General features: G+C 52.9%; 23 protein-coding genes and 1 riboswitch. Of the genes, 6 read left to right on the forward strand and 17 right to left on the reverse strand.

Features of this window, described 5'->3' with window-relative positions; genetic code table 11:
* Window positions 1-27: 27 nt before the first annotated feature.
* The 3 genes from EVJ33_RS06300 to EVJ33_RS06310 form a co-directional block, all read right to left on the reverse strand.
* On the reverse strand, window positions 28-1,404 hold the full coding sequence (locus tag EVJ33_RS06300) for an alanine/glycine:cation symporter family protein (RefSeq protein ID WP_131435473.1): 1,377 nt from the start codon (window positions 1,402-1,404) through the stop codon (window positions 28-30).
* Between the two features lie 233 nt (window positions 1,405-1,637).
* The gene (gene bcp, locus EVJ33_RS06305) at window positions 1,638-2,075 is read right to left on the reverse strand and encodes a thioredoxin-dependent thiol peroxidase (RefSeq protein WP_131435475.1); all 438 of its coding nucleotides are present in this window, start codon (window positions 2,073-2,075) and stop codon (window positions 1,638-1,640) included.
* Window positions 2,076-2,087: 12 nt separating this feature from the next.
* Window positions 2,088-2,903 carry a nuclear transport factor 2 family protein gene (locus EVJ33_RS06310; protein ID WP_131435477.1) on the reverse strand — a complete coding sequence of 272 codons (816 nt, stop codon included), beginning with the start codon at window positions 2,901-2,903 and terminating at the stop codon, window positions 2,088-2,090.
* 172 nt (window positions 2,904-3,075) lie between these two features.
* Between EVJ33_RS06310 and pruA the strand changes: the two genes are divergently transcribed.
* A complete protein-coding gene (gene pruA, locus EVJ33_RS06315) occupies window positions 3,076-4,620 on the forward strand; it encodes an L-glutamate gamma-semialdehyde dehydrogenase (protein ID WP_131435479.1) in 1,545 nt (514 codons plus the stop codon).
* A gap of 85 nt (window positions 4,621-4,705) precedes the next feature.
* On the opposite strand, the gene EVJ33_RS06320 is transcribed toward pruA, so the two are convergent.
* The 7 genes from EVJ33_RS06320 to EVJ33_RS06350 all read right to left on the reverse strand — a co-directional run bounded on the left by EVJ33_RS06320 (window position 4,706) and on the right by EVJ33_RS06350 (window position 12,557).
* Window positions 4,706-5,800: an HD-GYP domain-containing protein gene (locus EVJ33_RS06320; protein WP_131435481.1), complete on the reverse strand. Its 1,095-nt coding sequence runs from the start codon at window positions 5,798-5,800 to the stop codon at window positions 4,706-4,708.
* Window positions 5,793-7,700, reverse strand: a complete 1,908-nt coding sequence (locus EVJ33_RS06325; protein WP_131435483.1) for a GAF domain-containing hybrid sensor histidine kinase/response regulator — start codon at window positions 7,698-7,700, stop codon at window positions 5,793-5,795. The genes EVJ33_RS06320 and EVJ33_RS06325 overlap by 8 nt, the downstream gene beginning before the upstream one ends.
* A gap of 308 nt (window positions 7,701-8,008) precedes the next feature.
* A complete protein-coding gene (gene ribH, locus EVJ33_RS06330; protein WP_131435485.1) occupies window positions 8,009-8,473 on the reverse strand; it encodes a 6,7-dimethyl-8-ribityllumazine synthase in 465 nt (154 codons plus the stop codon).
* Window positions 8,473-9,654: a GTP cyclohydrolase II gene (ribA, locus tag EVJ33_RS06335; protein WP_131435487.1), complete on the reverse strand. Its 1,182-nt coding sequence runs from the start codon at window positions 9,652-9,654 to the stop codon at window positions 8,473-8,475. Before ribA ends, ribH begins: the two co-directional genes overlap by 1 nt.
* Window positions 9,654-10,295, reverse strand: a complete 642-nt coding sequence (gene ribE, locus EVJ33_RS06340; protein ID WP_131435489.1) for a riboflavin synthase — start codon at window positions 10,293-10,295, stop codon at window positions 9,654-9,656. Before ribE ends, ribA begins: the two co-directional genes overlap by 1 nt.
* The gene (gene ribD / locus EVJ33_RS06345) at window positions 10,276-11,355 is read right to left on the reverse strand and encodes a bifunctional diaminohydroxyphosphoribosylaminopyrimidine deaminase/5-amino-6-(5-phosphoribosylamino)uracil reductase RibD (RefSeq protein ID WP_131435491.1); all 1,080 of its coding nucleotides are present in this window, start codon (window positions 11,353-11,355) and stop codon (window positions 10,276-10,278) included. Before ribD ends, ribE begins: the two co-directional genes overlap by 20 nt.
* A 152-nt stretch (window positions 11,356-11,507) precedes the next feature.
* A riboswitch (FMN riboswitch) is annotated at window positions 11,508-11,650 on the reverse strand.
* Between the two features lie 94 nt (window positions 11,651-11,744).
* Entirely contained in the window at window positions 11,745-12,557 is an 813-nt protein-coding gene (locus EVJ33_RS06350) for an undecaprenyl-diphosphate phosphatase (RefSeq protein ID WP_131435493.1), read from the reverse strand.
* 451 nt (window positions 12,558-13,008) lie between these two features.
* On the opposite strand from EVJ33_RS06350, the gene EVJ33_RS06355 reads away from it, so the two are divergent.
* Both EVJ33_RS06355 and EVJ33_RS06360 read left to right on the forward strand, forming a co-directional pair.
* Entirely contained in the window at window positions 13,009-13,650 is a 642-nt protein-coding gene (locus EVJ33_RS06355; RefSeq protein WP_236634549.1) for a homing endonuclease associated repeat-containing protein, read from the forward strand.
* Between the two features lie 62 nt (window positions 13,651-13,712).
* On the forward strand, window positions 13,713-13,910 hold the full coding sequence (locus EVJ33_RS06360; RefSeq protein ID WP_131435497.1) for a hypothetical protein: 198 nt from the start codon (window positions 13,713-13,715) through the stop codon (window positions 13,908-13,910).
* Between the two features lie 131 nt (window positions 13,911-14,041).
* Here EVJ33_RS06360 and EVJ33_RS06365 read toward each other — a convergent pair whose 3' ends face one another.
* Both EVJ33_RS06365 and EVJ33_RS06370 read right to left on the reverse strand, forming a co-directional pair.
* Window positions 14,042-15,724: a GGDEF domain-containing protein gene (locus EVJ33_RS06365; protein WP_131435499.1), complete on the reverse strand. Its 1,683-nt coding sequence runs from the start codon at window positions 15,722-15,724 to the stop codon at window positions 14,042-14,044.
* A 122-nt stretch (window positions 15,725-15,846) separates the two neighbouring features.
* A complete protein-coding gene (locus tag EVJ33_RS06370) occupies window positions 15,847-16,677 on the reverse strand; it encodes a DegV family protein (protein ID WP_131435501.1) in 831 nt (276 codons plus the stop codon).
* A gap of 169 nt (window positions 16,678-16,846) precedes the next feature.
* Between EVJ33_RS06370 and EVJ33_RS06375 the strand changes: the two genes are divergently transcribed.
* From EVJ33_RS06375 to EVJ33_RS06385, 3 genes are all read left to right on the forward strand, one after another.
* Complete coding sequence (locus tag EVJ33_RS06375) at window positions 16,847-17,545, forward strand: ABC transporter ATP-binding protein (RefSeq protein ID WP_131435503.1); 699 nt, start codon at window positions 16,847-16,849, stop codon at window positions 17,543-17,545.
* 5 nt (window positions 17,546-17,550) lie between these two features.
* Window positions 17,551-19,872 (forward strand): ABC transporter permease, encoded by a 2,322-nt coding sequence (locus EVJ33_RS06380; protein ID WP_131435505.1) that lies wholly within the window; start codon window positions 17,551-17,553, stop codon window positions 19,870-19,872.
* Window positions 19,873-19,958: 86 nt separating this feature from the next.
* On the forward strand, window positions 19,959-20,687 hold the full coding sequence (locus tag EVJ33_RS06385) for a DUF4261 domain-containing protein (protein ID WP_236634550.1): 729 nt from the start codon (window positions 19,959-19,961) through the stop codon (window positions 20,685-20,687).
* Window positions 20,688-20,696: 9 nt separating this feature from the next.
* Here EVJ33_RS06385 and EVJ33_RS06390 read toward each other — a convergent pair whose 3' ends face one another.
* From EVJ33_RS06390 to EVJ33_RS06410, 5 genes are all read right to left on the reverse strand, one after another.
* Complete coding sequence (locus EVJ33_RS06390) at window positions 20,697-21,614, reverse strand: DUF5996 family protein (protein WP_131435509.1); 918 nt, start codon at window positions 21,612-21,614, stop codon at window positions 20,697-20,699.
* A gap of 108 nt (window positions 21,615-21,722) precedes the next feature.
* Entirely contained in the window at window positions 21,723-22,046 is a 324-nt protein-coding gene (locus tag EVJ33_RS06395) for a thioredoxin family protein (RefSeq protein WP_131435511.1), read from the reverse strand.
* Between the two features lie 20 nt (window positions 22,047-22,066).
* Complete coding sequence (locus tag EVJ33_RS06400; RefSeq protein WP_131435513.1) at window positions 22,067-22,918, reverse strand: DegV family protein; 852 nt, start codon at window positions 22,916-22,918, stop codon at window positions 22,067-22,069.
* Between the two features lie 133 nt (window positions 22,919-23,051).
* Window positions 23,052-23,468, reverse strand: a complete 417-nt coding sequence (locus tag EVJ33_RS06405; protein ID WP_236634551.1) for an RDD family protein — start codon at window positions 23,466-23,468, stop codon at window positions 23,052-23,054.
* A gap of 18 nt (window positions 23,469-23,486) precedes the next feature.
* Window positions 23,487-24,560, reverse strand: coding sequence for a nitric oxide synthase oxygenase (locus tag EVJ33_RS06410; RefSeq protein ID WP_201739671.1), 1,074 nt, complete (start codon window positions 24,558-24,560; stop codon window positions 23,487-23,489).
* Window positions 24,561-24,611 lie beyond the last annotated feature (51 nt).

Raw genomic sequence — 24,611 nt, forward strand, 5'->3', positions numbered from 1 at the left:
CCTCGCGTGAGGATGCTTCCTTTTTGGTCAAGCGGCCGACTCCCGCAGTTCTTTTTGCCGTTCTAACTCGAAACGCTTCGTCTCGGCCACGACGACACCCGACAAGAATAAGAGACCAATCAAGTTCGGGATCGCCATCAATCCGTTAAAGACGTCCGAGATGGCCCAAATCAAGTTCAAATTCGTCGTCATCGCCCCAAGTCCAGCGACGAGGATATACATCATCCGGTACGGGACGATTGCTTTCTCCCCGAGCAGATAATAGACCGATCGTTCGCCGTAATAGCACCAACCGATCACGGTCGAGAAGGCGAAGAAGACGAGTGAGATGGTGACGATCAGTTCACCGATCGGGCCGAGGAAGTAAGCGAACGACGCTTGCGTCAACTCGATGCCTTGAAGTCCGCCCGTATACTGACCGCTCATAACGATTGTCAATCCGGTGATCGAACAGACGATGAGTGTATCGATCAGCACTTGTGTCATCGAGACGAGCGCTTGTCGTCCCGGGAAATCGGTCTTCGCCGCCGCAGCTGCAATCGGTGCCGAACCGAGACCCGCCTCGTTCGAGAACACGCCGCGGGCGACCCCGTAACGGATGGCCGCACCGAGCGCCCCACCGCCGATGGCCTCCGCACTGAACGTGCTCGAGAAGATGGTCGCGAACGCCCCCGGAATCAATTCCGCGTTCATGACGAGAATGACGAGACCGCCTCCGACGTAAGCGAAGATCATGACCGGTACGAAAATCCCGACGACTTTCCCGATCGATTTGACACCGCCGAGAATGACGAACGCCGTCAAGACCATCATGCCGATACCTGTCGCAATCATCGGCACCCCGAACGACGTGTTCAAGGCAAGACTGATCGAGTTCGTCTGAACGCCGTTGCCGATCCCGAAAGCAGCGATTGACGCGAACAAGGCGAACGTCATGCCGAGCCATTTTTTCTTTAAGCCGTGTTCCAAATAATACATCGGTCCACCGGCAATCTCACCCCGTTCATCGACGACGCGATATTTGACAGCGAGAATCGCCTCGGCGTATTTCGTCGCCATCCCGATGAAACCGGAGAGCCACATCCAAACGATGGCCCCTGGTCCACCGAGGACGACCGCCGTCGCGACGCCGACCATATTCCCGGTCCCGACTGTGGCGGCAAGCGCCGTCATAAGCGCTTGGAAGTGAGAAATATCACCGCGCTGCTTTTTCTGTTTCGCGACTTCTGCGTCCGTCTTCTGTTTCGGAATAAACGCCTCTTTCAACCCGACGCCGAGCCGTGTCACTTGAATGAATCCGAGCCGGAACGTCAAGTAGATGCCTGTCCCGATCAATAAAATCAACAAATGTGGTCCCCAGACGAGATTCGATAGACTCGTCAGCCATGCTTCAAATTGCTCCATGCTAGTTATGCCCCCTATGTATTTCTATCGTTCACTGACCCTTCATATTTTTCAGAACATTCTCAACTTCGTCAAGTTGACAAAATAGCCAAACATCTGATATTCACGTAATATTTTTGTAATATACCTCTCTCGCATCTTGAAACGCCTGGCTTTCAATTTTAGTATTTGAAATAAATCTGTAATGACCAGGTCACTAAAAAACGGCCTCCCGTCAAGGAAGCCGTCCCGATTCATGTAGCGAGCGCCGCGACGACTTCGTCGACATGCCCATTCACTTTCACACTGCGCCATTCCTGTTCGATATAGCCGTCCTCATTGATGAGGAATGTCGAGCGGACGATGCCGTAGTACTCTTTCCCGTAGTTCTTCTTCAACTGCCAGACGCCGTATAACTCCGACACCTCATGCGTGTCATCGACGAGCAAATCGAACGGCAAGTCGTGCTTCGCGATGAAGTTCTGATGCTTCTTCTGACTGTCAGCCGAGATGCCGAGGACAACGGCCCCGTTCATCTTCGGCGCGGCGTCACGGAAATCACATGCCTCGGTCGTGCAGCCGGGCGTCGCGTCTTTTGGATAGAAATATAGCACGACTTTCTGTCCTCGATAGTCCTCGAGCGAGATCATGTCCCCATTTTGGTTCGGCAATGTAAATGTTGGTGCTAACATATCGGTTCCTCCTTATCCGAACGACGGGTCGACGAGGTTCTCGTCATAGCCGTCGATCGCTTGTTCTAATTTTTGTTTGAGCGGTTCGAGCACTTCGAGATACTCGACCGGGTCTTCCGTCGCGGCAGCTTTTTGGAGTGCCGCCTCATTGTCGGTGTACCACGTGCGGTATGCTTCGAAATAGTCGGCCATCGTGTCTTGGTTCTCCGATACGGTGAGTGTCTCGGCCATGAGCAAGAAGACGTTATTGTCGGCCTCGAGCGCCACATAGTCGGTTTGGGCGTTCACTCGGTCGTAAATCGGACCGGCCTCATCTTCTGGCACATCGGCGAGACGGGCGTTCGCTTCCGCATTCACCCCGTACTCGCTCGCCTCGATGCCCGTCAACATGTCGCCGACCTCACCAATCAGGTCAGCCGGGAGCAAGGCTGGCGTGACGACGAGTTTCCACGCATCATCTTCTTTGATGGCGACTTTCGAGAGGCGGTTCGGCAGTTCATTGCCGTCCGCGTCTTCCATCTCGTGGACGATGAACGCGACATCCCCATCTTCGTTTACCCAGCTTTCATATACGTCGCCCGGTGTGAGCTCACGCGTCTTCGCGCCCGTCGCCGGGATCTCGGTCAACTCGCCCGCATAATCGATTGCGTTAAGTGCGGCTGCGTCCCCGTCTTCGAGTGCTTGTTGATACGATGCATACACCGTCTCGACCGCTTCCGGAAGCGGCGCTTTCATCACTTCAGCGGTCTCTTCCGTCGGCGCTTCGTCCGCCGTCCCGCATCCCGCGAGCAACACGGTCAGCGCGAGCGGCATCATCCATTTGTTCATCGAATCATTCCCTTCACAAGACGTCCTGTACCCTCATCCTACCACGACTCGATTTCGAGCGAAAACGACACGCTTTTCTGGAAAATTGTTTCACTAGGATTTCACCAAGATTTTCGATACAATACAGACGTAAGCGCTTAACTGCTTGATCACTTTTTAAGGGGGAACGAGAATGATTCCATACAAACATGAACCATTCACAGACTTTACAAACAAAGAGAACGCCGCAGCCATCCAAGCGGCGATCGAGAAAGTGAACGGTGAGCTCGGGAAAGACTATCCGCTCGTAATCGGTGGGGAAAAAGTTACGACGGAAGGCAAAATCACGTCTTATAACCCAGCCCATAAAGAAGAAGTCATCGGTCATGTCTCGAAAGCGAACCAAGAGCTCGCGGAGCGCGCAATGCAAGAAGCGCTCACAGCGTTCGACTCATGGCGCCACGTCGATCCAGCCGTCCGTGCCGACGTCTTGTTCAAAGCGGCGAATATCGTCCGTAAGCGTAAGCACGAGTTCTCGGCTTACCTCGTCAAAGAGGCAGGCAAGCCGTGGAACGAAGCGGACGCGGATACAGCAGAAGCGATCGACTTCATGGAATACTATGCACGTCAAATGCTCGAGCTCAAACCAGGTAAAAAAGTCGAGAGCCGTCCGGGCGAATACAACCGCTATGACTATATCCCACTCGGGGTCGGGATCGTCATCAGCCCATGGAACTTCCCGTTCGCGATCATGGCAGGGACGGCCGTCGCGGCCATCGTCGCCGGTAACACGATCCTCTTGAAACCAGCATCGACGACACCGATCGTCGCTGCGAAATTCGTCGAGGTCATGGAAGAGGCAGGCCTTCCGAAAGGTGTCCTCAACTTCATCCCAGGACCGGGCGCTGAAGTCGGTGACTACCTCGTCGACCATCCGAAGACACGCTTCATCAGCTTCACGGGTTCACGTGACGTGGGCTTGCGCATCAACGAACGCGCCTCGAAATTGAACGACGGCCAAATCTGGCTCAAACGCGTCATCGCTGAGATGGGTGGAAAAGACACGATCGTCGTCGACGAATCAGCTGACCTCGAACTCGCGGCCCAATCGATCGTCAAATCAGCGTTCGGTTTCTCAGGTCAAAAATGTTCGGCCTGTTCGCGCGCCGTCATCGTCGACAGCGTGTATGACACGGTGCTCGACCGCGTCGTCGAATTGACGAACGAACTTTCGGTCGGTAACACGGAGAAGAACGAACACTTCATGGGTCCGGTCATCGATGCAGCCGCGTTCAAAAAGATCACGTCGTACTTCGACGTCGCCAAAGAAGAAGGCAAGATTGTCGCCGGCGGAAAAGCGGACGACTCGACAGGCTACTTCATCGAGCCGACAGTTGTCGCTGACGTCGCACCGAAAGCACGTCTCATGCAAGAAGAAATCTTTGGACCGATCGTCGCCTTCACGAAAGCGAAAGACTTCAAAGAAGCAATCGACATCGCCAACAATACGGAATACGGCTTGACGGGTGCCGTCCTCACGCGTGACCGCTCGAACCAAGAGTACGCGCGTCAGAACTTCCACGTCGGGAACTTGTATTTCAACCGTGGTTGCACAGGCGCCATCGTCGGCTACCAGCCGTTCGGCGGGTTCAACATGTCAGGAACAGACTCAAAAGCAGGCGGACCGGATTACATCCAGCTTCACATGCAAGCGAAAACGACGTCTGAGACGTTCTAATCTAAAAGCCCGGCTCATGCGAGCCGGGCTTTTGTCTGGAATAGCGGATCTATGAAGGACAAAGCGGTCGCGCTTCTTGCCTCGATCAAATGGTAAACGGAATCTGAGCGTTACGCTCTACCTGTCCCGCCTCGTAAATGGAATCAAACACAGTGGAGAAAAGCAAATCGTGACTCAAAAACAGATTGAACAAGTGAGGATCGAACGCACCTTCCATTTGACCCATGATTTTCAGTGTCTCCACATGTGAATAAGCGGGTTTATATGGCCGCATAGTTCGTAACGCATCATATACATCGACGATGCTCACAATTCGCGCCGCAAGCGGAATTGCTTCTTCAGATAGACCATGGACATAACCTTGCCCATCCCATCTCTCGTGATGATAGAGCGCGATGTCCATCGCCATCTGGATAAAGGAATTTTCCGGAAATTGCCGATGGAGCTCTCCAAGCACTTCGCCCCCGACTCGAACATGTTCTTTCATAAGTTGCCATTCCTCTTCAGTAAGCCTACCTTGTTTTAACAAGATTGAATCCGGGACGGTAATCTTTCCAATGTCATGTAGCGGTGCTGCCAAGCGAATCGCTTCGACGAACATTGGATTAACGTGTGCACTCGATTCCGTTAGAAGAAGCTCCGCCAAACTTGTCGCGAGCGCTTGTACTCTTTCAATATGATTACCGGTATCGTTATCGCGCAAACCAGATAAGCGGAGCAACGTCTTGACTAGCCCCTCCTGATACTCGTGTAACTGTTTGTCTTTTTCTTCTAGATTGTACGAGAATCGTTCGCGTTCATTCACATGTTTTAATTGAGCGTTCAGACGTAGCAATACTTCTTCTGGGTGAATGGGTTTCGTAATGTAATCTTGCCCTCCCACTTCAAACGCACGCACTTTATCATACGACTCGGTCAGCGCACTTAGAAAGATGACAGGGATATTTGGATTATATCGTCTCCGAAGAATCTCACAAACTTCATATCCGTCCATGTCAGGCATCATGATGTCCAATAAAATCAAGTCGGGTTGCACTCGCTCCATCGCCTGTAACATCAATTTACCGTTCGGGTAAACACGCACGTGGTAATCGGCCTGATGTAAAATGTCGTATAACAGCCGTAAGTTGGCAGGTGTGTCATCGACCACAAACACGATTCGTTTTTTGGCTTCACACATCCGCTTCCCCCCTCAACGCTCGATGAAGCAGACGATTTGCGAGCTCGTAATCAAATTGATCAATCGCTTCCCATATCGGTTGTAAATGAGGTGTCTCTATCCGGTAACCGCTCACCAAGTGTTCAATCGTTTCCACATCCCCTTCTTGAATGGCTATGTACACGTCGGACAACATCGCTTGTGAATCCACGATGATGGTATTTCTGTGCCGACCCATGACCTCGAACAATTGGTTTGGATGAAATGGCTTCGAGACAAACGCACTTGCGCCTGACGCAAAGGCTTTTTGGCGATCTTCGTCGAACGCGTTGGCCGATATGATAATGATTGGTGGACAACTCGCATGCGATTTGAGTCGAGTGGCCACTTCGATTCCATCTAAATCAGGCAACCGGACGTCCAATAAGATCATATCGTAGCGTTCTGTTCGAACTTTTTCGAGCGCAACGTTGCCTAAGGAAGTTAAACTGACTCTGCAGCCAACCGCTTCGAGTAGTTCTTGTAAAATATCTTGTTGGGCTGGCGTATCCTCGACGACTAGGACGTGCATGTTTGAAAATCGAACGTCCGTCCATGTCTCTGACTCTGAATTGGCGGTCTCTACTCTCTCATTCTGTTCGAGCGGGAGCGTGAATGTAAACCGACTACCATGTCCAACGCTACTCTCCACTTGAAGATCGCCTCCGAGTAATGTGGCGTATTGTTTGCTGATGGGAAGCCCTAACCCAGTTCCCTGCTGTTGGTCGGTATACTTCTTTTGATAAAACGGTTCGAACAGGAGCTCCAGTTCTTGCCCTTCGATTCCGCGACCGGTATCTGTGATGATGAAACAAAGTTGACTGGCGGAAGCCGAGACCTTGATTCGGATTCTTCCTCGGTCCGTAAACTTCAATGCATTATGAATGAGATTGATTAAGATTTGTTTCACTTTCGTCGGGTCACTCACGACTTGATTCGGAACATGTTGGTCGACTTCAACCAATAGCTCGATTCCTTTTTGATGCGCCATCATTTCGAACATACGATACAGATCCTCGACCACGACAGGAAGTGAGATGGTTTGTTTCACGATCTGTACATATCCCGATTCGATTTTCGACATATCTAAAATTTCATTAATGAGCATCAATAAATGTTCGCCATTTTGGAGAATATCTTCGACACGTCGCTTATTTTTTTGATCTAATCCTTCTTGTTTGAGTAAATGGGAAAATCCAAGAATCACATTTAACGGTGTTCGAATTTCATGGCTCATGTTGGAGAGAAATTCACTTTTGGCAATGTTGGCCCGTTCCGCTTCTTGTTTCGCGACAATCAATTGCTGGTGAATCATTTCACGTTGCGCTTCAACCCGGTGACGTTCGACTGCACCTAGAAGTGCATTACTAAAATCTTTTAGAACGTTTTGCTCATGTTTCGAATACGTCCGTTCTTGCATGACTGAATCGAATCCAACGAAACCATGACAGTGATTCCCGCTCATCATCGGAACGGCGAGAAGACTTTGAACCTGTTGAGGCTCGAGAATTTGCCGGATCCCACTTTCAACGGGTAATGCTTGGACTTGAGGAATGTACATCGATTCGCCTTTCATATGGGTATTCACCCATTCAGGAAGCGCATCTAATGGGACGTTCTGTAAATTATCCAACTCGGACGAGACACCTGGTGCACACCATTCAAATGTATTGTGACAAAGTTTCTTTTCGAAATCATAATCAAATACATACACCCGATCCGCTTGAAAGTAACGTCCTAGTTCTTCCAAAGAATGATTCACCCGCTCCGAGAAATCGTCCAACGATGTAGTTAAAAAACGATTGAGTAACAAAGACACCAAATGATGCAATTCTTCTTGCTTCCGTAACTCATTTTCCAGTGCCATGATGACGTGCCTCATCCAAATCCCTCCATCATTCTCATATATATAAGTATCGGTTATCCAACAGGATTTTTGAGTCTTTTTAACTATTTTTAACTAGGTATAAATAACTAAAAACAAACTTCTCGGACTTCGCTTCACGTTCGATGGCGGGCAAATGACGGGAAGCGTTCATCGATCATCTTGACACGACCGTCTCCATAGCATTTCTTTATGTTTATGTCGGACAGAGCGCCCCAATCCCTTCGCACACATAAAAAAGAAGAACCAAATTGCGATATGCGACTTGGTTCTTCAACAGCCTGAGGAGCGATAGTCGCTCTTTTTTAAAATTGTTTCATCAAGTTGGCCATCTCGATGGCCGCCGTCGCTGCTTCCCACCCTTTATTTCCGGCTTTCGTACCGGCGCGCTCAATTGCCTGCTCAATCGTCTCGGTCGTCAAGACACCGAAGATGACCGGCACTTCCGATTGATAGCTCGCTTGGGCGACACCTTTCGCCGCTTCGCTACAGACATAGTCGAAGTGCGGCGTCGCTCCGCGGATGACGGCGCCTAGTGTGATGACAGCGTCGTATTTCTTGCTCATCGCCATTTTCTTCGCGACGAGTGGAAGCTCGAACGCGCCTGGGACGAATGCGAGTTCGACGTCGTCTTGTTCGACGCCGTGACGCTTGAGTGCGTCTTTCGCTCCATCTAGTAAGCGCATCGTGATGAGATCATTGAACCGCCCGACGACGATTCCGACTTTCAAGCCTTTTCCTACTAAGTTTCCTTCAAATGATTGCAACATTATTCTTCTCCTCCAAAATGGTTCATTTTTTGTTGTTTCGTCATTCGGTACTTCTCATTGGCCGCATGGGCACCGACGATAATCGGGACACGTTCGATGACCGTAACCCCGCACGCTTCCAAGGCGTCGACTTTTTCCGGGTTGTTCGTCATGAGACGGACGCTCGAGATCCCGAGGTCACGCAACATCGCCGCGCTGACCCGGTAATCGCGTAAATCGGCATGCAGACCGAGCGCAATGTTCGCCTCGACCGTATCTAGCCCTTGTTCTTGTAGTTCGTACGCCTTTAACTTGTTGAGGAGACCGATGCCGCGCCCTTCTTGTCTCATATACAAAATGACACCGCCTTCGGCTTCCAATTTCGCCATCGCCGTATCGAGTTGGGGTCCACAATCGCAACGATAGGAGCCGAACACATCGCCTGTCAGACACTCCGAATGGATCCGGACGAGCGGCGCATGTTCGAGCTCACCTTTCAGTAATGCGACGTGTTCTTCCCGGTCGAGGACGTTCCGATATCCGATTAGTCGGAAGTCCCCTTTCACCGAGGGGAGCGATACGTCCGCCTCTCGACTCACGAGTTCCGTCTCCATATAGCGGACGAGCGCCTCGATCGTGATGAACTTCAGATGGTGTTCTTCCGCGACGCGTTCGAGGTCCGGTACTCGGGCCATCTCGCCGTCCGGACGGATGATTTCACAGATGACCGCGACCGGTTCACTACCAGCAAGTCTCGCCAAGTCGACCGACGCTTCCGTATGCCCGCGTCGTACCGAGACGCCGCCTTTTTTGGCGATAAGCGGGAAGATATGGCCCGGACGCTGAAAGTCGGCCGGACGGGCGTTTCTATTCGCGAGTTCGCGGACCGTATGGGCCCGTTCACTTGCCGAGATGCCCGTCGTCGAATCAACGTGATCGACGCTGACCGTGAACGCCGTCCCGTGCGGATCGGTGCTGTTCGCGACCATCGGCTGTAAATCAAGCCGAACGGCCACTTCTTCAGCCAAGGCGGCACAGACGAGCCCTTTTCCTTCCGTGATGAGGAAGTTCATCGTCTCCGCTGTCATTCGATCAGCCAGGACGACGAAGTCCCCCTCATTCTCCCGGTCCTCATCATCGACGACGATAATCGGTCGTCCCATCAACAAGTCTTCGACGGCTTCTTTAATCGTGTGGAACATTACCATCCCGCCTTTCCATACCCTTGTGACGCCAGTGATTCAAGCGTCATCGGTTTTTGATTTACGAGTTTTTCCATATATTTAGCCAACATGTCACATTCCAAATTGACCGCGTCTCCTGCCTGTTTCATCCCGAGCACCGTCTCACTGTACGTATGCGGGATGAGCGACAACGTGAAGCCGCGCTCGGTCACATCAAACACTGTCAAGCTCGTCCCATCGACCGAGATCGATCCTTTCGGGACGATATACCGGAGGAGCGACGGCTCGCAGCTGATGTCGACATAGACAGCGTTCGCGAGCGACCGTTTTTTGACGATGCGACCGATGCCGTCGACGTGACCCGAGACGAAATGACCGCCGAAGCGTCCGTTTGCCGGCATCGCCCGCTCCAAGTTGACGCGTGTACCAGGGCGGACGCCATCCAGACTCGACGCTTTGAGCGTCTCTGGCATCACGTCGACCGAGAAGCTGTCGCGATCAAACGTCGTCACGGTGAGACAGATCCCGTTGACAGAAATACTGTCCCCGAGCTTCACGTCTTCTAATACGACCTTCCCGCTCAGCGTGAGCCGGAGTGACGGACCGTTCCGTTTCACTGCCTTCACACTGCCGATTTCTTCAACGATTCCCGTGAACATCGGACTCCTCCTTTCGCATAATCAGTTTGATGTCGGTCCCAAGCGTCTCGACCGACCGGACGTCGAACCGTTCAATCGTCTCGAGCGGCCCGTCATGATGCGAGCGATAAAACCCGCCCTTGCCGCCGAACACGCGGGGTGATTGGTACATGACCCACTCATCGACGAATCGTCCGTCAAGGAACGATGTGACGAGCGTCGGTCCTGCTTCGATGAGCAGACGACCGATACCGTGTGTGTAGACGTCTTGTAAGACCGCTTCGAGCGAGGTGTAGTCTGCGATTTCGACGCCATATGCCTCTAGCGCGTCACGTTTCGCTTGATCGTCCGACGTCGTGTACAGAAGCACCGGGATGTCGTTCGCCGTCCGGACGAGCTGGCTCGAGAGCGGCGTCCGTAAGTCACGGTCGAGCACGATCCGGAGCGGTTGTGTCGTCTCATGGTCGAGCCGGACATTCAAGCCTGGATCGTCGGCAAGGACAGTGCCGACACCGGTCAACACCGCATCGACCGTCGCCCGGAGTGCATGGACGTCCCGTCTCGCTTCCGTCCCGGTCACCCATTTGCTCTCCCCGGTGTCGAGGGCGATTTTGCCGTCGAGGCTCGTCGCCGTCTTCAAGATGACGTACGGCCGCTTCGTCTGGAGCGAACGCAAGAACGCCACGTTGAGCGCCTGGGCTTCACTTTCGAACAGACCGACTTCGACGTCAATTCCGGCCGCCTTCAAGCGGGCGATTCCTTTTCCTGCGACGAGTGGATTCGGGTCTTCCATCGCGATGACGACACGCTTGATACCCGACTCAATCAACAAATCGGCACATGGCGGCGTCTTACCGTAATGCGAACACGGTTCGAGCGTGACGTACATCGTCGCACCGTACGCGGCAGCCCCGGCCATGCGAATGGCATGGACTTCGGCATGGGCTTCGCCTGCCTTCAGGTGAGCCCCGAAACCGACGATGCGACCGTCCTTGACGACGACGGCTCCGACACGCGGATTGACGCCGGTCGATGAGGCGGACTTGGCCAATTGGATGGCTTGTTGCATGTACTGTTGCATAATCTCCCTCCTTGTTTCGTACAAACAAAAAGACCTTAAGGAATCATCCTCAAGGTCTCGGTGGGAGTCGCTCGTCGTCATTTGGGCAAGCCAAATAAGCGTTTTCTTTACAGAAAAACGTACGACGAACTACAGGTCGCATGGACCTGTGTTGTTTCCTTCTCCCATCCAGACTATACTGTCGGCTCTAGAATCGCACTAGATCCACCGTTCGCACACGTGCGCCCGGGTCACGGACTTAAGGCTCGCGCCCATCACCGCCGGTTGGGACTTTCACCCGACCCCGAAGGAATATTTGTTTGTACGATTCCACTTTAGCGCAAAATGCAATCGATAGCAAAATGAAATGCGCAAAAAAGCGCCGCTCGAGTGAGCAGCGCCTGTCTGAATCAAGCCAAGAATAGGACGACGAGGAGTCCAACGATCCAGCAATAGAACGAGAAATATTTGAGCTCGCCTTTTGCCATAATGTGTTGGAACCATTTGAGCGAGATCGCCGTGAGCGCATACGAGGCGATGAACGCCAAGATGAGCGGTCCGAACAATTCACGCGTCTCCGGATTGGTGAACAAGGCCGGTCCATCTAAAATCATCGTCCCGAGACTGACCGGGATGAAGAGGAAGAACGAGAAGCGGAGGGCCGACTCTTGCTTGATGCCGAGGAGCATCGCCATGACGATCGTGGCGCCGGAGCGGCTGATCCCCGGGATGAGCGCGACCGCTTGGGCCAGACCGATCAAAATGGCGTCCCGGAGCGTGATGCCACCGTCCCCTTTGTTTCCACGCATATTGCGGATGAACCAGAGCGCAAGTCCGGTCAAGATGAGTGTATAGCCGACCGTGGCGACACCGCCGAGCGTCTCCCCAATCCAATCACCGAACAAGACGCCGAGCAAACCGGCCGGGACGGTCGCGACGAGTAAGAGCCCGATGAACTTGACGTCAATCATCGTCTCGTCGCTGCGATCTTTCTTAAATAAGAACACCCACAGACTCACAATGAGACGGACGACGTCTTTCCGATAAATCGTCAAGACGGCGAGGAGTGAGGCAAAGTTCACGAAAATCTCGAATGAGAGTCCCGGCAACTCGATATCAAACAGCTCTTGGAAGATGACCAAGTGTCCGCTCGACGAAATCGGGATCGGCTCTGTGAAGCCTTGAATCAAACCGAGCAGTAGATAGAATAACCATATTGTCATATCGTAATATCCTCTTTTCTTTTTACCATCAATTCCATTATTTTAGCAGACCGCCTGTTTCACTGACCAGCCTTTCAAAAAAAATTCGTTATTTTCAAAACTTTCATTGATTAGTCTGAAAATTAAATTTATTATAGAAGAGTACTCAACTGGTGCAACGGTGATGACCCCATTGGCCAGTTGGGTACTTTTTCGTACAGAATATGACATTTCCGCCACCATAAAACTTTTTGTTTACAATTGAACCCATTTAATATTAAATTTGTAATAGAACTGTTACCATTTTTTCTAATTTCATACTAGACCTTAGACCTATCCAGTTTCAAAATTGGTATGAAAAACTTGAAAAATGCACTTATAAAATGTAAAAACTGTCCGATAGTATGATTGTAGAAGCAATTTCGTCATCTTTGTCGGTTCAGATATGAGTCCATGGAAGGAGGAACCATCATTGAGTCAAACGCTATCCACTAAATCCCACCACTTGTCTACCGAGCAACAGAGGATGATTCACTGTATCCGTCTACTCGGCGACTTGCTGAAGGAACGTCCACGTCGCTCTGTGTATCGTCGTTTCGCGATGGAACAAAGCTGGCCATCTCCCGAGTCGATTATCCGACAGTTTGGGTCATGGGCCGAGGCGCTCGCCATCGCCGGCTACGAATGGCATGGAGAGGCGACCGTTGACCTCCCGGATAAGATGCCGAAGTATACGCGCGAAGACATCATCGAGACGCTCGCGCTCTACTCGCGTGATATGGGATCGATCATCACGCTCAAAAAGTATCAGGAATGGCGCAAGCTTCATCCGAAAGCACCGAGCCATTACCATATCGTCAAGACGTTCGGCTCGTGGCATGATGCCTGTGCCGAAGCCGGACTTGAAGCGAGTGTGACCTATTCAAAATCCGAGCTCTCGAACGCTCTCCGTGAAGCGATTCACGAGATGGGCTTCTCTCTTTCCTTCGAAGCGTATCGCGAATGGGCAAAACGGAACAATAAACCGTCCACGAAAGCCATCCTGCATCGGTACGGTTCATGGTCGGCTGCGATTCACGCGGTCGAGTCAGACATCTTCAATCAGAAATTATAATCTTTCATTCATAAGGAGGACGCCGGGTATCCGGTGTCCTCCTTTATTTTGTAGGTGTACCGTTGTCGCTCGTCCTTTCGGCGCCCACGCTTTCTGCAGGCAATCTCGGAGCCGCATCGCTTACGCTGCTGGGTCTCCGTCGGATTGCTGTCCTGCAAGAGTCGGGGCGCCGAGGAACGAGCGAATCGAATTCGATTCAACATCCGTTCAACGATGCCTCGGCCGGTGCCCGAACTCCTAGGGGAGCGATGCAAGGATGACCCCGTAAAGCGTTGCACGCGCTGCGGAGGCATTCCGCAGCGCCCCAGGAACGGAGGACACCGGCCCAAGCATCGTTCATATTGATCAGACACAAAGGAGAACACCGATGGGCCGGTGTTCTCCTTCATCATTATTGAATCCGTTCCGTCGACGTGTCGCGGTAATGGGCGACACGGTCCCGTCCGTTAAATTTCGCCCCGACGTACATGGCCCGGTCGGCGTGGCGGAGCAACGTGTCGAGGTCCTCGTACTCGTGAATCGTCTCGATGCCGATACTCGCCGTCACTTGGACGCGAATTCTTTCAGAGCCGAACGGATGGGCGCGGAGCGCTTGGCGAATTTTCTCACCCGTCACGATGGCAGCGGCCTCATCCATACGTGGAAAGACGAAGACGAACTCCTCACCCCCGTATCGCGTGACGAGGTCCCGCCTACGGATGAGACGTGTAAACAATGCCCCTGCCTCAATCAATACCTCATCGCCGAATGCGTGGCCATACGTGTCGTTAATCGCCTTGAAGTGGTCGAGGTCGACCAAGAACACCGACAACGGATACGACCCGACATCATTCAGTCGTTCTTTCGTCCAGCGCTTGAGTGCCCGCTGATTCGGGAGACCGGTCATCGGGTCGGTCAAACTCTCATGTTGGAGCCGGTTTCGCTCATCAATCCGTTCGATTGACCATGACAACGTCTTTAATAGACGATGAATCTCGACGGCGATGGCGCCGTCATAAGCCCCGTTTGCCGTCGTCGAGATCATGCAACTGACCGCGTTCGTCGTGCTTGACACCGGTTGGATGACGAGTGCCGAATGATGGAGTTCGGTTTGGTGCGCTTGCAGGTCGGGATGCCATTCATGGAGCGAATCATACACAAAGTATGGTTCTTCCGCATCACGGTGACGTTCGACTGTATAGGCGTCGGCGACGGGAGTGGACGTGCGGCCGCTAATATCGTAAAACGTCCGGTGCCCGTCCCGATTCACTTGAAGCCAGCCGCGTTCGAGTTCAACGACTTCCCGGAGCCCGTTCCAAAATTTCTCGACGAGTAGCTGCTCGTCGTCGACTCGGTAAAGCTGTTCTTTCAACCGTTCGACTTGATCGACTTTCGACTGCGTCTCCTCGTTCTCCGTCGCTTTCGACAACCCCATCTTAAGGAGCGACAGGATGAGGAACGTCGCCATCAATCCTGTATAACCGAACAGTTGAAAAGCCTCGATGGCAACCATCGTAAACAACAGCTCGAGTGAAATGACGAGCCAATCGAAACGGAGTAGACGCCACATGATCGGCAGCGGGATTCGTTCCCCGATCAAGAACCGTGAAAGAAGGAAGCTGAATCCGAGGACGAGGAACAAGACGGCAAAGAAGCCGAGTAGCGCCGTCCCCTGTTCAAGCAAATGGACGTTCGACCCAATCTGTCCGCCGAGACGCAAATAGACGAGCCCAGGCAAGACGAGCAGCATCACTTCGATTAACGTATTGAGCGGATAGAAATGCAAAAAGCGCCGGCGTCCGACTTTGTTCGTGAACGTCCTGGCCTGGAACGTGAGTAATAGGAGCTGTCCCATCAACAAAGCAGGGAGCAAGCCGTATAGGAAAAACGTCATGAAGACGAACATCTCATGGAACGTGAAATGCAAGTGCCGCCGCCTGAGCGGATTCATGACGAACAGGGCGCCGAGTGTGAAGATGAACCAAAACAACGACCAATCAAACGTACCGATACCGTGCCACATGTAGGCGACGATTCCCATGGAGACGAGCGACCACGAGAACCAGCTTCTGATGAGGTACTTCCGAAATCGCATCGTCTTCCCCCCTTTTCATTGTCATTCTTACATAGTATGAATGGTTTTGGTTGAAGATTCCAGCCGTTGTTTGAAAGTTGTGACAATAAAAAAAGACCGCAACTCTCGTCACGATCCCGTTATCACTTTGCTTTTAAGAACGAAAAACCGACTGAGCCTGACCCCGTGTGGGCCCCGAGGAGCGGTGCGAGTGTGTCGACCCGAATGTTAGCTTTGTCGCCGAGTTCACGTTTCCACGACTCGGCCAACTCTGGCACGTTCCCGTGGAAAATCGAGACATCCGTGCACTCGCCCGAATCGATCGCTTGACGGAGCGCTTCGAACAGCTGGGCTTGCGCCTTCTTATACGTCCGGACCGTCTGATATGGAACGATGAGCCCATCCTCGAAGCGGAGCACCGGTTTCAACTGCAACATATTGCCGATGAGCGCTTTCGATTTCGAGATGCGCCCGCCTTTTTGCATTTGCGTCAAGTTTTGCAAAATCAATTCGATGTGAACGTCCTCGACTCGTTGTTTCATATAGGCCTCGACGTCCTCGAGAGCATCGCCACGCTCGACGCGTTCAATCAACTCTTCGAGCATGAGCCCCATCGTATAGATGCCGGCCCGTGAGTCGATGGCGAGCAGTTTGAACTCGGCGATCTCTGCGCCTTGGACCGATGCTGAATACGTACCGCTCAAGTCAGACGACAAGTGGACGGCGATGCCCATGTCATATTGATCTTTGATCCCCTCATACAAGGTGACGAAGTCGCCGATGGCCGGTTGGCTCGTCGAAACGCGTTCACCTGCGTCAATCCATTCGTATACAGTCTTGGCATCGACTTCGACTCCGTCTTTATACGGTTGGTCCCCTTTTACGACATAGAGAGGAACGATGTGGATGTCCGGGTGGTTCTGAATCGAATCAGGAAGGACGACCGTACTGTCCGTAATATAAGCAATTTTCATGTGTTAGCTCTCCTTCAATCTGAATTAGTACCTGGTAGTATTATTTTATCACAGGTGAAACGGTTTCACTATTTTTTCAAAAATGAAATCCTATGAAGTTTCACATATTCCCCTACCCGATGTGCTCAAAACGGGTAAAAGACAATATCGGACAAAAGGGGGAATCGGCATGATTCACATCAAGCATGTCAATAAAATCTATAAGACCGGGGATATCGAGACTACGGCACTGAAAGACATCGAGTTGACAATCCATGACGGGGCGTTCGTCGTCATCCTCGGCCCGAGCGGCAGCGGCAAGAGCACGCTGTTGAATGTCATCAGCGGACTTGACACGGTGACATCCGGGACAATCACGTTCGGTGATACCGTCTTGACGGACTTATCGTCCGAACAGATGACAGCGTTTCGACGCGAACATCTCGGCTTCATCTTTCAACAATATAATCTACTCCAAAACTTGACCGTCTATGAGAACGTTCAAATCGGGGCCGATTTATCGACCGACCCACTCCCGATCGAGGAATTATTAAATCAAGTCGGGTTAGCGGCTGCCCGCGACAAATATCCATACCAATTGTCGGGCGGCGAGCAACAACGCGTCTCAGTCGCCCGGAGTCTCGCCAAAAATCCGTCCATCATCTTTTGCGACGAACCGACGGGATCGCTCGATGAGGACAATTCAAAGCGTGTGCTCGAACTGCTCGAGCGCTTGAACGAGACATACAACAAGACGGTCGTCGTCATCACCCATAACACAGGTATCAGCGAGATGGCCGACGACGTCATCAAAATGAACTCGGGCCGAATTGTGGAGGACACGCATAACCCGGTCCGAAAAGCCGCTTGCGACATCCATTGGGGGTGAGACAGATGTTATATAAAAACGTGTGGAAAACGCTCACTGGCAAATGGATGCAACTCCTCGCCATCGCCGTCATCATCGTCATGAGTTCGCTCACATACACGATGATGTTTTACGGCATTAGCGGGATCGAGGTACCGACCGAGGAGTATCTTGCATCGTCAAACCAAGAAGACTTCGCCGTCGAGATGCTGAACCGGGTCACGGAAGAAGAAGCTGCCCTGCCGGAGTTGGCAAACTTCATCGCTTCCGGCCGCTACACGCTTGCGGACTTGCAGCGTGTCGACGAGGCAGCATTTGATGACGTGATGGCGGCACGTATCGACGCCGTCGAGGGCGAGATGGACGACGCGACGTTCGAACTGCGCGCCTCGAAGTTGATCAACTATCCGTTCGGCTCGAGCGAACACCGCGGACTCGTCTTGAAAGAAACGGACACGATTAACGTCTCGTATCTCGAAGCGGGCCAACGCCCTGAACGAGACGATGAGGTCGCCATCAATGCGAAATACGCCGAGAAGAACGGGATTGAGGTCGGTGATACGATCAACCTCGGCACACCGTTCACGGTGAGCGGGTTCGTCTTGTTCCCTGACTATACGCTCCCGCTATTTGATGAGAACTTCTTTAACTTAGACCCCGGCACGCAGACGCTTCTTTTGATGACGGACGCCGCTTACGACGACGTGGTCGGTACAGAGTCGTTCCGGCTCGCCGGTGTCACTGACGGCACGGTCGTGACGGACGTCGAGCTCCCGTTCGTCATCTCGATCATGGAGACGGAGAACATCATGCGTAGCGGTGCTATTTATAGCGAAATCTCGTCCGGCAAAGCGATGGCGCTCGGCTTGAGCCTGTTCATCGTCTCGATCGCCGTCATCATCGTCGCCATCCTGATTTCGAACATGCTCGAGGCCGAGCGCGGCCAAATCGGCCTCTTGAAAGCAATCGGCTATAACCGCCGCCAAATCGCCCTACCGTATCTAGTCTTCATCTTGTTGTTTGCGACGCTCATGCTCGTCATCGGCTACTTCCTCGGCCTCTACTTCGCCGAACCGCTCAAAAATCTATATCTCGACTTCTATCTGTTGCCGTCGATCACGATCGCCCAAAGCCCACTCGTCTTCTTGACGGCCGTCTTCGCCCCGCTCCTCTTCTTCGCACTTGTCGCGGGAGCTGTCATCTATAAACTCATGGGCGAGAGTGCGCTCGCTTTGCTGTCCCCTCGAGACAACGTCTCGCTCAACCGGCTCAGTCGCATCATCAGCCGTCTGCTCCGGAACGCGCGAGGCAAAACAAAATTCAAATATTTATACGCCGTCAAAAGCACGGGTAGCTTCATCATCTTCTTTTTCGGTATCCTGTTCTCGACGCTCCTCATCGTCTTCGCCCTCATGATGAACGGGGCCGTCGACCGAATGACGGTCGGCGAGTTGAATGAGGCCGACTATGAATATGAAGCGTACACGACGGCGCAACCGGCGCTCGAGGACGGACAAGAACCGTTCCTCACCTACCCGTTCGCGTTCGTCGAAGACAAACTCGTCACGTTGAAAGGACTCGATGACACGAATACACTCTATCGCCTCACCGACGCGGATGGGGATGATTTGACGCCCGCCTCCGACGAGGTCATCGTGAACGCCTCGCTCGCCTTGAAGCTCGGCCTCGAGACCGGGGACACGATTGACATCGAACTCGACAACGAGACGTTATCGTACCCAATCCGTGGCATCGCCGACGAGTATACGGGTGACGTCGTCTACCTGCCTCGAGCGACGCTAAGCGAACGTTTATCGGATGGGACGACACGCGAGTTGTTCAACGGGATTTATGCGACCGATCGGCCGAACGCGACGGACTATCCGACGGTCATCTCACGAAGTGGCCTGATTGAGCAATCCCAGTCCATCAATGAGTACATGAACTTGATGATGAACGTCATGATTGGCGGGTCTGCCTTGATCGCCTTTAGTATCCTATTCGTCTTGACCGCGCTCACCGTCGAAAAAAATTATTACGTCATCTCGCTCTTGAAAGTGATAGGGTACGACCGGCGCGAGGTCCGTTCGATGATTCTCAATAGCTACTTCATGTATGCGCTCATCTCGGCACTGCTCAGCGTGCCAATCGCACTCGTCATCTTGCGGGTCATCCTTATCGTATTTGCGGAAGACTACGGCCTCGTCTTGCCGCTCGAGTTCGAGTGGATTTATCTGCTATATACGCTCGGCGCGGTGACGCTCCTCTTCTTCGCAAGCACGTTCATCAGCCGCCGCAAAATCGATCTAATCCCGCTTCAAGAAGTATTAAAGACGTATCAAGAATAATTTGTCGCCAAATAGGGCATAATAAGAGAAGAGACCGGGCCTCTCCCTGTGAGGGGCCTGACTATTAGAAGAAGAGGATGATTCTTATGAACCGTACACAAGTATTGCTCGCGATCCCAGGAAACTGGTCATCGGCCGAGGCAGTCAGCGAACAAATCAGTTTACATAGTGAAGGCTACACGATGGCCGGCCTGTTGCTGTTAGAAGACGAGACCGGGAAAGCGTTCACGGTCGAAGTCGTCGAGCGCGACCCAGCCCTCGCCGAGGCGATGATCCATGCCAGCTCGGGTGGCTTTACGCCGAAAATCGCGAAAGGACTCGCCCGCCATACGCACATCGTCTATTTGATCGTCGACGTCAATGACGTGACGGACATCGCGGCGGCGCGTCGGGCGGCCAACGCCATCTTGAACGCCGGCGGACTCGGCGTCATGGTCGAGACGGCTGGTGTCGCCTATTCGAAAGACGAATGGCAGGAGTCGAAAGAAGAAGATCTCGCCCTCGACTATTCGCTCCTGACGGCCATCACGGAAGAAGAAGATGCCTACGTCTCATGGGGCATGAAAGCGTTCGGCCACGCCGACGTCGCCGTACCGGCCACGCTCGAGATCGAAGACGCGATTCACGTCGTCCATTCGTTCAACTTCCATCTCATCTCGGGTGGATCGATGTTCGGAGACGGGGACAGCTTCACGTTCGAGGACGGGAAGACGTTCACGGTCGAGATGGGCGAAGACGAGCGGACGTCAATCGACAACTTGCTCCATAACCCGTTCGGCTTGATTTACCTCGTGCCGCAAGTCGCAGCAGAATAAAACAAGAGCTCACAGACTTTCGTCTGTGGGCTCTTGTTTTGCTTGCGGCGGTATATGAAGCGGCAAGAAATAATGCTCACACCCTTCCCATCCGAGCTGTCCACTCAACAGGTCGAACGACGTCCGAAAGAACGCTTGGACGTCACCCGACCGACCAATTTTTTCAATCGACAAGAAACATTCGCTCATCTTGGCGTCATAGTAGGCGTCCGCTGGTTGAATCCGTTCCGAGCCGAGCTCGGTGTATTGGAACGGATACGGCAAGATGAAGAACATTGGCACGTCGACGGACTCGTCGCCGAGCCAAAAGCCGAACTCGATCATGTGCTCATCGAACGCCGCCTTCTCGATCAGTTTATCTTCCGGGAACGGCTCGGACTTCCCGTAGACGATCATCGACGAAACGTCGAACGTGCCCCAAAACAAGGCCGGTTTTACTTTCCGGCATCGGAGCGGGGCGAGAAACGCCGCTTGTTCCCGCGCGGCGTATTGGAACAAACGCACCCCTTTCTGCGCGGCATCGGCATCGTATGCGAGCGGCGCCTCATCCCGGTCCAAGTATCGCAGTTCTCGCATCTCCTGCGTCTTCGGATTGAGCGTGAGTCGAACGCCGGACGCCTGAAGCGTACCGATGATTTCTGTGTAGTACGTTTTGAGCGATTTCCCGTCCTCGAGTGGAAACATCGTTCGATTTGACTCGACTTGCACCGTGATAATCCCAGCCGCGACATCGATGTCCACCTCGAACAACGTCTCTCCGTTCCAAAGCGGCCCGGTCGAAAATCCGTTCACCGTGAGCGGCAATGTGACGTGGGCCCACTGTGGTTCTTGAGGGGCCAGGCCAAGTTTGATTTTCCCAAGAATTTGCGACACGAGATGAAGCGTGAGCTTCGTGTCCACCCATTCCGGGTGTCGTATGATTTGCATCAACGTTTCCCCATTTCTTCGTTCAAACAAGTGACGCAGCTACTCTTCTCATTCCCCGTCACAGACGCGAACAACCAAAAAAAAATCCACAGACGTATGTCTGTGGATTCAGCCGCGCATCGCTTGGAGACGCTCAAGTTGATGGGCCAGCTCCCCGATTGGGACGAACCTGGCCCGTCGAAGCGTTTCTCTGCCGTCAAGGAAAAACAGGACGACAGGCACCGTGAAAATCGAGTAGGCGCCGGCAATTTCTGGCACCTCGTCCGAATCGACCGCGACCGCCTCGATATCGGGGAACTCCGTCAACATCTCCTCGACTTGTGGTTTCAGCGAGTGGCAGACGCTACAGGTCGGATGCGAGACGTAGACGAGCAATTGATCCGAGCCCGCAATCCGGTCTTGTAATGCCGAAAGTGTGGTGACAGCTTCCATCAGACTTCCTCCTGTTCTAGTTAAGCGTCGAGCCAGAGCACCCCGACCGTCTCAAAGCCGGCATGGACCGCAATCGACGGACAGAAACGTGTCTTGACGACTTCAATCTCTGGCAATTTCGCTTGGATGAGCGCGACGAGATTGTCTTGCATCTCTGGGGCGAGCGCCGTCTGGACGAAGACGCGGTTGTTGTGAATCCCATTCGCAGCGTGGCGACGTTCGAGCTCGGTCACCATCTCAGCGTACGCCTTCTTGAGCGACCGTGCTTTTTTGAACGGGATGACTTTCCCCGTCTCATCGAGCGTGATAATCGGTTTGATGTTCAAGATATTGGCAAGGAACATCTCGCCTGACGAGACGCGACCACCGCGGCGCATCGTTTCCATGTTGCCGATAATCATGAAGAAATTCTTTTTGTCGCGCCATGCTTCGAGCAAGGCGACGATTTCTTCGACCGATTTACCTTCAGCTTCGGCGGCGAGTCCGAGACGGACGAGCTCTTGCTGCGCTTCGAGCGCCGCGTGCGAGTCGACCGTGTACACTTTGAAGCCAGCCGCTTCAGCAGCCGCGCTCGAGTTTTTCACCGTCGAGCTCAAGCCGTTCGAGCAATGGACGGCGATGGCGCAGTCGTACCCTTCTTCTTTCAACCGTTCATAGCGGGCAATGAAGTCACCGAAGATTGGCTGTGACGTCTTCGCTTCTTTCTTTTGGTCAATCATGTAGCGGTGCAAATCCTCGAGTGACAAGTCGACTTCGCTGTAACCGCTACCGTCGACGATCAATTGAATCGGGACGATATCGACACCGAGACGGGCCGCCTCTTCTTTCGAGAAATTGGCCATACTATCGGTAATCCATGCGATTTTGGTCATAACAAAAGTCCTCCGTTAATCGTTCAATTTTTTCCTTTTTCATTATACCTCATTTTTCGGATTCGTTCCTTTCCGACCGATTCTCGTAAAAAAAGACAGGGCGACGCGTCGTCGCTCTGTCTCAGCCTTCGACTCATCGTGTCGAAATCAGTTTGGTATGGGCAAATTCATCGTGCGGCAATTCTGTCTCTTTGCCAGCCTTGATTTGTTGGAGCGCCTTTAAGAGCGGTAGTCCAAGTGTCGCCGGATAGACGACGTCTTTATACAGCGTCCGCTTCATGACTTGTTCGAGCGAGAGCGGGCGTCCGTCTTGGCTGACGACTTTGATACCGACGACTTGGTCACCGATCGTCTGCCCATTTTTGTTAAGCAAGAAATACACTTCCCCGGCGATTGTCACGAGTGTCGGCAAGTAGTACCGTTTCACGTCTTTTCCAGGAAATAATTTCTTCCGAATCGTCTTCTCGACGAGTTTCGCAGGGGTCTGAAAAATGAATTGGTCAATTTGACTGGCTACGGCGCGTTTCCAGATTGGGACTGCCACGTTCATCATCCTCTCATTTCGGGTCTAGGCTTTAGATTCCTCTTTTGCCTTCGCTTGAAACGCAGAAAACGGACAACCTGAACGCGAGAACAAGTTCGGCGTCACAATTTCGTCATTGTACTGTTGATGGAACACGTGCGTCGCGGCAGGTGACATCGGCGGGATGAGCCAGCTCCATTGACCGGTCACGTCACGCCCGGCGTCATGCTCGTTTTTTTCGAATCGCTTGAACTGTTTCGCCGCCGTGTGATGGTCGACAATCGTCACGCCTGCCCGTTCGAACGACTGCAAGACAGCGATGTTCAATTCGACGAGGGCCCGGTCTCGCCAAAGCGTCCGTTCTTTCGATGTATCGAGCCCGAGCGACTTGCCGACGAGTGGCAATAGATGATAGCGGTCCGTATCGGCCAAGTTGCGTGCCCCAATCTCGGTCTCCATATACCAACCGTTGAACGGGACCGACGTGAAGCGTAAACCACCGATCTCGAGTTCCATATCGGCGATGGCTGGGACGGCGTGCCATTTGACCGTTCGTCCGTCGAACAAGTCATACGCCTCATGCCGGATTTCGACTTCGAGCACCGCATCGTCCGGCAGTTCATACAGTCGGACCTCACGCCCGTCGGTGATCAAAAGCGGCAAAACGTCAAACGCGGTTCCGCTCCCGATCCAGCCGAGCCGCTCGGCTTGTCTCGTGATTGACAACGACAGCGGGTCACCAACGATGCCGGCTTCGGTCTCATATGCCGCATACCGGACGAGTTGGGCGTTCAAGAGCCGAAACTCGTTCGGGAGCACGGTCATCGTCGAACGAATTTTTCCACCGTTCGTCGCGTAACGTAAATGACTGACGAGTGCCTCGAATACCTCATCGAACGTCGTCACGCCCCGGGCATCCCGGACGGTGAGCGTCTGCCAAAACAGACGACCGATGCATCGGTTCGAGTTGCGCCAGGCGAGTTTCGCGCCTTCCGTCAACTCTTCGGTCGTGAGCGTATACGTTCCCGTACGTTCGATTGCTTCTGCAATCTCGTTGAGCCGGTTCGTATAATCACCTTCTAGTTGCGAGAAAAAGTGTCGGGCTGCCTGTATATCCATTTCATGTATCTCCTCTTTCATTCTGTCCCTTCCATCTTAGAGAAAATTGCT

The sequence above is a fragment of the Exiguobacterium sp. SL-10 genome (genome assembly GCF_004337025.1).
GTDB lineage: Bacteria > Bacillota > Bacilli > Exiguobacteriales > Exiguobacteriaceae > Exiguobacterium.